Consider the following 10757-nt stretch of genomic DNA (forward strand, 5'->3'; position numbering starts at 1 on the left):
TGTTTAGCGTTGCTTGAAGAAACGGAACAACTGCGTTTCACGTATCGTCATACCGACGAGCATGCTTGATACCATCACTCCAGCGAATATCGCACATGGCGTGCGCATCGCACCCAACCATACGGTCATCGCATCGGCGCTGCTCATGCGAACGCAATACGCACCCAACAGCGCGACTGAAGAGACACACGCCAAACCGCTCCAAATCATCGTTTCCGCAGTGATTTCCAGCAATTGAGCACCTTTGGACTGTCCTGAATGCAATGCGCCAGCGTATTCCAATCTACGACGACGTACGCTGAACGCGCCGAACATCAGCCCCACAGCTAATCCCAGCCACGGCATCCAACGGGTCATGCGCTGCTCGTACGAAGCTTGCGCATCGTAATGCGAATCGAAACTCTTATTCACCTGCGTCACGCCGGCATTGGATGACGACCCCGACGCGACCAGCGTGGAATATAACAAATCCCCCGTCTGCCCGCTTTGCGGCCACTGTCTGACCCAACATTCGTCGAATGTGCCATTCGACGCGGATACAGGCACAAGGAACGCGTAGGCGAATCGCGTGTCACGACTATCGTTCGGCCAATCAAACACGCCTGCGACGCTCATCGTTCCCTGTTCGGTCTGCATTACGCTGCCTTTGGTGAGACCAAAATCCTTGGCCACGTCGGTAGATACCCACACGCCGGACACATCGGACTTCGTGCTCCCAGCGATCATCCTGATCATGCCGGGCGTCACTTCATACGACGATATATCCTTGCCGGGCGTGGCAAGCGGCACAATCTGTTGACCGGCACGCATCGCACCGGCCAAGGTGCCCATCACACCGTCGCCAGCGTCGGCGAGCCTGTCGCATGCGGCTCCGTCCACCGTTCCCCCGACGATGGCGTCAACGTCGGCATAGGCGTTGATGCGTTGTACCGCCTCGGTTTCGAGCCCTACCACATTGACGGCCTCGTACCCGCCGAGCAATGTAGACGCAAACAATACCGCTGCGAACATGAGCATCGCATGACTCACTCCCGCGCCAATATTGCGTAACGCTTCGGAAAGTACCGATCGTAATCGCATAATCGTCTACTCGCAGGTGAAATTGTTGAGTCCGCTGCCGATTTCCACATTGGAGATCGAAGCGATGTCTTCGCTGTTGGCTTGCACGAGGCTCACGCCAAGTTCGCCTCCCACGATCGACACTTTCACGGGAGTGTTGCCATGGTTATTGGATTTGGGCACGATGCAGCCGGTTGAACCGTTTATGCCGAATACCGCGCCGGCGGGAACGCGCAGCACTCGCATCCGTTCGCTCAAGGCCAAAGTGGCGTCAAATCCCGCTTTTCTGGATTCCACGTCCACGGATTGGTAACTGTCGTTCGCTTCGACTTGTTGCAGGAACCCGGCATCCGTGATTTCAGTGGTATTGGCTGGCAATGTTCCCGTAATGCCGAATATCGTCAACGAACGTTCCTGCGCGGATGCAGTGCCGTTTTTGATGGTGAGTTTCGTCAATGATCCGGGGATTTTGCCGATTGCAGTGCCGCCCGTCACCATGGATCCGGCGGTTGCGTTCCACTCGGCAACTGCGACTTCGTGTTCGGGAATCCACAATGTGTCGGCCAATGACAATGATCCGTCCGACGTATTACCGTTGTCGGCCATCAACTGCTTCCACCCGTCCGATGTGGCCCACCCGTAGGTATCCGATCCGGGAACGCTGTTGTAGCCAAGTAAGTTGAGTTCATTATTCAGGGCGAGCACATCGCCGCCGGTGTCTCCGGTCTTCAAGTCGCGATACAAGGGGGTTGCGGTGTTCAACGCCACTACCGTGCGATCGTTCACCTGGTAGGCGCCTTTGCCTGAGATCAGGCCGTCGCCGGACCAGTCCGCGGTGACCATGCCACTCGCATTGCCGGAAAGATCACGGTCACTGGAAATGGTGGGCACCACAGTAACCTGCTGCATGCCCGCGTATTCCTGTACGCTGGCGGGAGCCACAGCCTTTTCCCCCGCCGAACTGAGCAATGTCGGAGTGCGGTCAGGCAGCCACAATGCGCAGGATCCGACCGCAATACAAGCTGCCGTGACAGCCGCCAGCAGAGTCCAAGTCACAGCAGTGCACTTCGAACGCTTACCGCCCATCCTTTGTTTCATTTCGAATCGTCGCGTCATACTCACATATACCCACTCACTCACAGCCAACAAGCACCATCAGCGAACACATCACCATGATTCCCCTGGAATCACTTACCTTCTCACCACAACTGTTCCGTATCGTCGGTCGCATATCCCACGTTGTAGCCGTTCGACACAAGGCAACTGCGCACTTGCAGGTTCTGCATGTCAAACGAAGTATTGCCATCCGTTCCGGAAAACTCCTTGTTGAACCGGCTTACGGTATAGTCCTTCGGCACGAGCGAGTCTCTATGCAAACAATCGACCACGGCCTGCGCTTGATCGGCATACAGATTCGGATTGCCTACGATAATGCCGTACACATCTTGCACATCTGCAACATACTCATCGCCGCATTCCGTGGAATCATCGGAATATCGGGATTCCTGAATAGTCGTCCCCTGTTTGTGTCCAGCTTCGGCATAGAGTCCGCTCGGATATTTGATGAGTTTGATTTCCTTATATCCTTTGTCGATCATGCACTGCCGGTAATCGGACCAGGCTTTCTCATAATCCGACGTCGAAATCTCACCCGTACTTTTGGCTTTGTCCAATATCGTTTTCTGCGATTCAGCGATATTACCTTGCGATTCCCGCTGTTCGATCCATTCGCTCAAAGACGCCGCCAATTTCTGTCCACTGGTTGACCCATTTTCGGATGATGATTCCGATGTGACAGAATCAGAAGATGTGCCTGTGGCATCCTGATTAATTGAGCATCCAGCCAAAAGCATTGACAATGCGACAGCAAGAACGCAAGTCTTGCAAAATGACATCCAAGAAGTCACCATCTTCACCCCCGTACTAATGCGTCACAGCGAGTGTAGCACTGCACGATAATGTGCATAGCAAGCGGCGTTTCCGAAAAACTTACTTGCATATACACGAATGAGGTAGGGTGGGTGTTGCACGGGGGTGATTGGCGGACTATAAATGATTGGCAAGGGTGCGTTGGTAAGGTGATTGCCTCGTGAAAGGTTGGCTATGCGCGTTGCGGTTGAGGGGTTGGCTCATCGATTTGAGGGAACCGATCTGCTGTTCGAGAATTTGAGTTTCGTGGCCGAACCTGGTGTAACCATTGCGATATGCGGTCCGTCGGGATGCGGCAAGTCAACATTGCTGTCGATTCTTGCAGGATGGGAGCAGCCTTACGCTGGCACGGTGACGCGAGAAGGTGTGGATCGTGTCGGATGGGTGTTTCAGAATCCGTATGGTGTTGCGGAGCGCACGGCGCTCGACCATGTGGTGTTTCCACTGCTCGCCAAGGGAATGAGCCGCCGCGAAGCGGAACCGAAGGCTTTGGAAGCGATGGAACTGTTCGATCTGGCGTATGCGGCGGACAGGCGTTTCTGCGATTTATCTGGAGGCGAGGCGCAGCGTCTTATGCTCGCGCGTGCGGTATGCTCCAGGCCGAGCATGTTGCTGGTTGATGAGCCGACCGCCCAGTTGGATACGCGTACATCACATTCCGTAAGCCACGTGCTCGGCAATCTGGCCGGTCAGGGCATGATCGTGCTGGTGGCAACCCATGATCCGGACACGCGGAACGCATGCGATCGCGTAATCGACCTAGCCGACTACGCTCCGCAAGTCGGTGGATCTACTGCCCAACTCGCCAACATCGCAGTCCCCTAATCGTTTTCCGCAATCTCAACGAATGACAGATAAAACTTCTATAACTTTGCCGCTCTCAAAACCAATCGCTCAAAACCACAACCAAATGCCATCAGGCTTGCTGTTTGGCATAGAAATCGCGTTCTCGAGCTACGAACGGGAGCAGCAGGGTTGTGGTGCCAACCGCACACAGCAAGAAGATCGCGCCCACAGGACCAAGCCACATCAATCCCAAATGGGTGTTGACCAGTCCGCCAACCGCGGAGCCGACCGCAATGCCGATGTTGAACGACATGGAATTGAGCGACGCGGCCAGATTCAACGATCCCGGATGCGACTGCGAGGCAACATCCATATACAGCACCTGCGAGGCGGAATTCTGCAGATACATGAACATGCCAAGCACCACCAGCAGCAACGCACCATACACAGGCACCCAATGCGCTACGATCAACGATGCCATAAGCACGGCGTGCGCGCAGTAGATCGGACGAATATGCGTCAGCGGTTCCACTCCCCTGCCACGGTCGGCAAGCTTGCCGCCATACAGGTTGCTCCACAGGCAGGCCGCGCCGAAAATCACCAGGCCGACGCTTAAATACTGTTCGGGAACATGCACTTCGTCTCGCATGATCGGCGTCAGATACGTGTAGAACACGTAAGTTGCCGCCGCGCCAAACACCACGTCAAGCACGCCCAGCTGAATACGACGGTCGAAAAACAGGCGGAATTGCGGCAGAAAACCAATCTTCACAATATGGCTGTTGCGCGGCAGCACCATCACCATGAGCACAATAAGCGCCACCGTAAGCACGTTCACCAAATGGAACGCCCAACGCCAGCCGAACGTGTTCGCAACCCACGTGCCAACCGGCACACCCACCACGGATGCGATGGAGAAGCCGGAGAACACCCATGCGATGAACTTCGTGCGGTACTGTTCAGTTGTTACATCGGGCGCGTACGTCATGGCGATAGCCACCAGCGTGCCAGATACCAATGCGATAAGGATTCGCGCCACCACAAGCACGCCATAATTCGGCGCGAACGCGCACAACACGTTGCCAATGAGGAACACCCCAACCAGCGTCAGATGCGTGGCAAAACGCGGAAAACGAGCCGACAACGCCGATCCGAGCGGCGTGACCGGCGCATACACGAACGCGAACAGCGACACAAGATTGCCGACCGTCACCTCCGACACCTTCAAACCGGCCGCGATATCCGGCAGAATGCCAACGACAATGAACTCGCTCATACCCAACATGAAACTCAGCGAGATCAGCACAATCACAGGCAGATTGAAAAACCGTTCCTTCGCCACATCACTCTTAGCCATACTCTTCTCCTCCATGACCCCTCACGCTCCCCACGCCTTGCCAGACTCACATTTTCCTTGAATCTTCTCACGTCAATCGTTTGACGAATCAATCGTCAAACAAACGATAAGCCAAACGCGATACAATGATGCGCGATGACACGCAAAACAACCACCACAGCAAAAAACAACCGCAAACCCAAGAAAAACAACCAGCCAAGCTTCGCCAAACTCCGTAACGTCTGGAAAAAAGCAAACACCAAAAAGCGCATCCTCATAGTCGGCGAAACAACCGTAGCCATTATCGCCGCGCTCGCGTTGATCATTGGATTGGTGCGATTCATCGGCTGGCGTGTGCAAGTGGACGAAGCGGTCGCCTCGCAGGAACAATTGCAGACGAAATACGATTTCAATCCGGGCAACATCATTTCAGATGGTCTGTTCTTTAACGGGAACGCGCTGAGCGAGCAGCAGGTGAACGCCATCATCGAAGAGCAGGGCGCCGCATGCAACGGCGAGAAATGCTTGAAATCCATGACGTTTAGCACCGAATCGCAGCCTGCCAACGAATACTGCGAAGCATATGAGGGAAGGTCGAACGAAAGCGCCGCGGCGATCATCTACAAGTCGGGAAAGGCGTGCGATATCAGTCAAAAAGTGTTGCTTACCGTGCTGCAAAAGGAACAGCATCTGCTTACCGCCACCGATCCAAGCGACTTCCAATTCAAGTCGGCCATGGGATTAAGCTGCCCGGACGACGCGAACTGCGATCCGGAATATGCAGGTTTTTTCAAACAGGTGTATGGCGCGGCGAAACGCTACCAGTATTACGTGCATCATGAGGATCGCTACGGATACCATGCGGGCACGCTCAACTATATTCAATACAATCCGGACGCCAGCTGCGGTGGCAGCAACGTGTACATCGAAAACAAGGCGACCGCACTGCTGTACATTTACACGCCTTATCAGCCGAATACAGCCGCATTGGATGCGGGAGTCGGCGAAGGAGACGCCTGTTCGACCTACGGCAACCGCAACTTCGCAATCATCTACGATTCGATGTTCGACTCTCCTCGAAGCTAATCAGCAATTGTAGATACGTAAATACAAATTTTCAGGCATACGAAAACCCGCTGTGTGATCATTTTCGATCACTACAGCGGGTTTTTGATATGCGATTTTCGATTATGGGAAACCGTTACAGCCTCGGCAAGTACTTCTTCAATTCGAACGGAGTGACCTGCTTGCGATACTCCTCCCATTCCTGACGCTTGTTGCGCAGGAAGTATTCGAACGCGTGCTCGCCGAGCACGCTGGCCACGAAGTCGGACTTCTCCATAACCTTCAACGCCTCGTCAAGAGACTCCGGCAGCGGCTGGATGCCCATGGCCTGACGTTCCGCATCGGTAAGCTCCCAGACGTCATCGCTGGTCGGCTCACCCAACTGCATCTGCTTGTCGATGCCATCGAGTCCCGCGGCCAAAAGCACGGAGTATGCGAGGTACGGGTTGGCGACCGGATCGAGCGCACGGAATTCCATGCGGGCGGAATTGCCCTTGCCTGGCTTGTACTGCGGAATGCGCAGCAACGCGGAACGGTTGTTGTGTCCCCAGCAGATGTAGCTCGGAGCCTCATTGCCGCCCCACAGGCGCTTGTAGGAGTTGACGTACTGGTCGGTGACCGCGCAGATTTCAGCCGCATGGTACAGGATGCCGGCGGCGAACTGGCGTGCGGTGACGGACATGTTGAATTCCTGACCCGCCTCATAGAACGCGTTGGAGTCACCTTCGAACAGGCTCAAATGCGTGTGCATGCCTGAACCTGGAGCGTCGGAAAGCGGCTTCGGCATGAAGCTGGCATGAATGCCACGCTCCAGCGAAATCTCCTTGACGACGGTACGGAAGGTCATGATGTTGTCGGCCGTGGTGAGCGCATCCGCATAACGCAAATCAATCTCATTCTGGCCTGGACCCGCCTCATGGTGCGAGTATTCCACCGAAATGCCCATCTGTTCGAGCATGTTGACGGTGGCACGGCGGAAGTCCATGCCAGGGCTGCGCGGCACATGGTCGAAATAGCCGCCCTCATCGATTGGGGTTGGCGTCTGGGACCAATCATCCTGCCTTTCGAACAGATAGAATTCAATTTCCGGATGCACGTAGAAGGTGAAGCCCTTCTCCTTGGCTTTCGACAGAGCCTGCTTCAGCACATGACGCGGATCGCCCAACGACGGCTCGCCATCAGGGGTAAGCACGTCGCAGAACATGCGCGCAGTGCCCTGCGGACCGCCACGCCATGGAAGAATCTGGAAGGTCGACGGATCGGGTTTGACGATCATATCGTCTTCGGACACACGGGTGAGACCTTCCACCGCGGAACCGTCGAATCCGAGCCCTTCCTCGAATGCAGCTTCCAATTCAGCCGGTGCGATAGCCACGGACTTCAATGTTCCCAACACATCCGTGAACCACAAACGAATGAAGCGCACGTCGCGTTCTTCGACTGTGCGCAAAGCAAACTCTTGCTGTTTATCCATAGTGTCCCATCGTTCCATGCGCATGTTACGAAAGCCGTTAACACGCGCCGAAATATGACGAGACCGTCCACGTTGTAGACGGTCCTATCATCATTGGCTTGTCGAACAATGTTCAGCGTGCGACTTCAAGAGCCTCTTCCAAGGTGAAAGCGCATGCGTACAGCGACTTGCCGAGAATGGCGGAGTCCACGCCCAAATCGGCGAGCTCCTTGATGGCACGCAGGTCATCGAGCTTGGAAATACCGCCGGACGCGGTGACCTTCGCATCGGTACGTTCCGCGACTTCACGCAGCAGGTCGATGTTCGGGCCGCTCATCATGCCGTCGCGGGCCACGTCGGTGACCACGTAACGGGAGCAGCCGACGGAATCCAGAAACGCCATGGTTTCGAACAGGTCGCCGCCTTCCTTCACCCATCCGCGTGCCGCGAGGGTGTGGCCGCGCACATCGAGGCCGACTGCCACGCGATCACCGTACTTCTTGATGACGGAAGCGGTCCAATCCGGATTCTCGAGAGCGGCCGTGCCAATGTTCACACGGGCTGCTCCTGCTTCCAAGGCCGCATCGAGCGATGCATCGTCGCGCACACCGCCGGACATTTCAATATTGACCTTGTCGCCCAGTTCCTTGACGATGGCACGCAGCTGGTCACGGTTGTTGCCCGTGCCGAACGCGGCGTCAAGATCGACCAGGTGAATCCATTCCGCACCGGACTCAGCCCACGTGCGAGCGGCCTCCAACGGCGAACCGTAGTCGGTTTCCGAACCGGATTCACCCTGACGTAGGCGAACGGCCTTGCCATCACGAACATCGACGGCGGGAAGCAATGTCAAAGACATGTCTGTACCTCTCTGTGATCAACCGATCGCCATTACATGGCAATCGCAAGTATGTGCATCAAATAAGCGTGTATCAATCGTATATATGAAGTCAACGTCGAAACAGGCGATGACGATCTCATATCATCAGAACGTCGCAATCCAATTGCGCAGCAGCTGCGAGCCCGCTTCGGCGGACTTTTCGGGGTGGAACTGCGTGGCGAACAGCGGACCACGCTCGTAGGCCGCCACGAAACGGCTACGTCCGTACGTGCACCAGGTCACGCGCTCCTCGGCGTCATCGAAATCAAGCTGGTCGCCGGACATGTCGGCAGGAGCGGCGTTCATCGCGGCGAAGGAATGCACGAAGTAGAAACGTTCACCTTCCACACCCTTCATGAGCACGGAACCTTCCGGTGCCTCGACGGTGTCCCATCCCATGTGCGGCACCACATCGGCGTCAAGCAGTTCCACGTCGCCCTTGATCAGACCAAGGCCCGGAGTGCCGGCGCCGTGTTCCATACCACGTTCGAACATGATCTGTTCGCCCACGCACACACCGAGCACCGGTCGCCCGGCACGCAGACGATCTTTGATCACGGTGTCTCCGCCCACCGACTTGAGACCTTCCATGCATGCACCGAAAGCGCCCACGCCGGGCACTACCAGACCGTCGGCTTCCAAGGCCTGCCGATGGTCGGAAGTGAGGGTCACGTCAAGGTTGAGATTGGCCAGCGCACGAACCATGGAACGCACGTTGCCGAAACCATAATCGAAAACCACCACGGATGTCATGGGCGTTCTCCTTCTTGTGTCATTCGTTGTTCTATGGCGTGAGTCGTCTTGTGTCGCGTAACGCATGTTCGGCAGGATGACTCACGTTTGCCGTCGTTAACTGATGCTTGATGCGCCGCGTCCGAACCGCGTATGCTCGGCGATAATGCTCATCGCTGCATCCCGATCGAGGTCGGCGGAATCGAAAATGGTCATATCCGCCTGTTCCAGCGCGTTCATATCGGTGATGCCAAGCATGAGATCTTCAACGAACGGCGCAGTGGAGGTGAATAGCACCGGCGGAGCGAAGGTTTTGCCCGCCTTGCCTTCCACGTACATCGTCGCTTCGAGCTTGTCCGCACGGTTGACGGCAAGAATCGCGGGCATGCCGGCAACGACGATCGTCATGTCTTTGACCGCCGCTTCCGGACCGTCTCCGTCGAGATTGCGCAGCACCGCGACAGCACCTTGCGCCGATCCGATGCATTGTGCGGAAATATCGGACAATTCGCAGAATGCCGCCAGCAATCGTGGCGAGGTCAGTCTGGTGATGATCACAGCCACTTTCGCACGATTGCCAAGCAGTCCCTGCAGCTCGTCTTCGAATTTCAACGAATCCTCAGCCGCGTTGAGCATGTCGTCGATTCCCGAGGATTCGGAGGATTCCGCATCATCGGAAGCTTCGGAGGAATCGAGAGCTTTAGATGGCGGATTGTCCGTCCGCTCATTCTTGCTTGCCTCGGCATCTTTGAATTCCTGCTCGAAGCCAGCCATAGCCGCTTCCAATTCCTCTTCGCTGAAATGCATGCCATCAGCGTTGGGATCGCCGAAATCGTTGGATCCGTCGAATCCTTGGAAATCGTCGAAATCGTTATTTCGATCGTCGCTCATCACAGAGCGCCCTTCGTGCTCGGAATACCATCGACACGCGGATCCGGCTCGATGGCGAAACGCAGCGCACGCGCCAAGGCCTTGAACTCGGCTTCGGCGATGTGGTGCGGATCACGGCCAGAGATCACCTGCAGATGCAGGCAGATTCCGGCATGCATGGCGATGGATTCCATAACGTGACGCACGAGGGAGCCAGTGAAATGGCCGCCGATCATGCAGTATTCGAAGCCTTCCGGCTCTCCGGTGCACACGCAGTACGGGCGTCCGGAAATATCGACCACAGCCTTGGCGAGCGCCTCATCCAACGGCACGGTGGCGTCGGCAAAACGACGGATGCCACGCTTGTCACCCAACGCCTGCTTCAACGCCTCGCCGAATACGATGGCAATGTCTTCGACGGTGTGGTGCGCGTCGATGTCGGTGTCACCGGCGGCTTTGATAGTCAGGTCGATCAGCGAATGCTTGCCGAGTGCCGTCATCATATGGTTGTAGAACGGCACCGAAGTGTCGATGTCGGTTTTGCCTGTGCCATCGAGATTCAGGCTCAGTTCGACTTTGGATTCGCTGGTTTCACGAACGATGGTTGCGGTACGCGCCATGTTGCGACTCCTTTTGAAAATGCTCGA

General features: G+C 56.0%; 11 protein-coding genes. 2 read left to right on the forward strand and 9 right to left on the reverse strand.

What is annotated here, in order from left to right:
• Positions 1–3 precede the first annotated feature (3 nt).
• The 3 genes from CE153_RS04200 to CE153_RS08825 all read right to left on the reverse strand — a co-directional run bounded on the left by CE153_RS04200 (position 4) and on the right by CE153_RS08825 (position 2795).
• The gene (locus tag CE153_RS04200; RefSeq protein ID WP_099595215.1) at positions 4–1080 is read right to left on the reverse strand and encodes a hypothetical protein; all 1077 of its coding nucleotides are present in this window, start codon (positions 1078–1080) and stop codon (positions 4–6) included.
• Between the two features lie 6 nt (positions 1081–1086).
• On the reverse strand, positions 1087–2145 hold the full coding sequence (locus CE153_RS04205) for a hypothetical protein (protein WP_236824458.1): 1059 nt from the start codon (positions 2143–2145) through the stop codon (positions 1087–1089).
• A 113-nt stretch (positions 2146–2258) separates the two neighbouring features.
• A complete protein-coding gene (locus CE153_RS08825; protein WP_033524074.1) occupies positions 2259–2795 on the reverse strand; it encodes a hypothetical protein in 537 nt (178 codons plus the stop codon).
• Positions 2796–3162: 367 nt separating this feature from the next.
• Here CE153_RS08825 and CE153_RS04215 point away from each other — a divergent pair, with 367 nt between their 5' ends.
• Complete coding sequence (locus CE153_RS04215; protein ID WP_099595217.1) at positions 3163–3813, forward strand: ABC transporter ATP-binding protein; 651 nt, start codon at positions 3163–3165, stop codon at positions 3811–3813.
• A 91-nt stretch (positions 3814–3904) separates the two neighbouring features.
• Here the strand turns inward: CE153_RS04215 and CE153_RS04220 are convergent, their stop codons facing one another.
• Positions 3905–5131 carry an MFS transporter gene (locus CE153_RS04220; RefSeq protein ID WP_099571339.1) on the reverse strand — a complete coding sequence of 409 codons (1227 nt, stop codon included), beginning with the start codon at positions 5129–5131 and terminating at the stop codon, positions 3905–3907.
• A gap of 135 nt (positions 5132–5266) precedes the next feature.
• Here CE153_RS04220 and CE153_RS04225 point away from each other — a divergent pair, with 135 nt between their 5' ends.
• Positions 5267–6196: a hemagglutinin gene (locus CE153_RS04225; protein ID WP_099595219.1), complete on the forward strand. Its 930-nt coding sequence runs from the start codon at positions 5267–5269 to the stop codon at positions 6194–6196.
• Between the two features lie 115 nt (positions 6197–6311).
• On the opposite strand, the gene glnA is transcribed toward CE153_RS04225, so the two are convergent.
• From glnA to hisB, 5 genes are all read right to left on the reverse strand, one after another.
• Positions 6312–7649 carry a type I glutamate--ammonia ligase gene (glnA, locus tag CE153_RS04230; RefSeq protein ID WP_099571341.1) on the reverse strand — a complete coding sequence of 446 codons (1338 nt, stop codon included), beginning with the start codon at positions 7647–7649 and terminating at the stop codon, positions 6312–6314.
• A 112-nt stretch (positions 7650–7761) separates the two neighbouring features.
• The gene (priA, locus tag CE153_RS04235) at positions 7762–8487 is read right to left on the reverse strand and encodes a bifunctional 1-(5-phosphoribosyl)-5-((5-phosphoribosylamino)methylideneamino)imidazole-4-carboxamide isomerase/phosphoribosylanthranilate isomerase PriA (RefSeq protein WP_099571342.1); all 726 of its coding nucleotides are present in this window, start codon (positions 8485–8487) and stop codon (positions 7762–7764) included.
• A 126-nt stretch (positions 8488–8613) separates the two neighbouring features.
• A complete protein-coding gene (hisH, locus tag CE153_RS04240; protein ID WP_099595221.1) occupies positions 8614–9261 on the reverse strand; it encodes an imidazole glycerol phosphate synthase subunit HisH in 648 nt (215 codons plus the stop codon).
• Between the two features lie 96 nt (positions 9262–9357).
• A complete protein-coding gene (locus tag CE153_RS04245; RefSeq protein ID WP_099595222.1) occupies positions 9358–10131 on the reverse strand; it encodes a hypothetical protein in 774 nt (257 codons plus the stop codon).
• Positions 10131–10730 carry an imidazoleglycerol-phosphate dehydratase HisB gene (hisB, locus tag CE153_RS04250; RefSeq protein ID WP_099595224.1) on the reverse strand — a complete coding sequence of 200 codons (600 nt, stop codon included), beginning with the start codon at positions 10728–10730 and terminating at the stop codon, positions 10131–10133. The genes CE153_RS04245 and hisB overlap by 1 nt, the downstream gene beginning before the upstream one ends.
• Positions 10731–10757: the final 27 nt, after the last annotated feature.

This window comes from Bifidobacterium sp. N4G05 (assembly GCF_002742445.1).
GTDB lineage: Bacteria > Actinomycetota > Actinomycetes > Actinomycetales > Bifidobacteriaceae > Bifidobacterium > Bifidobacterium hominis.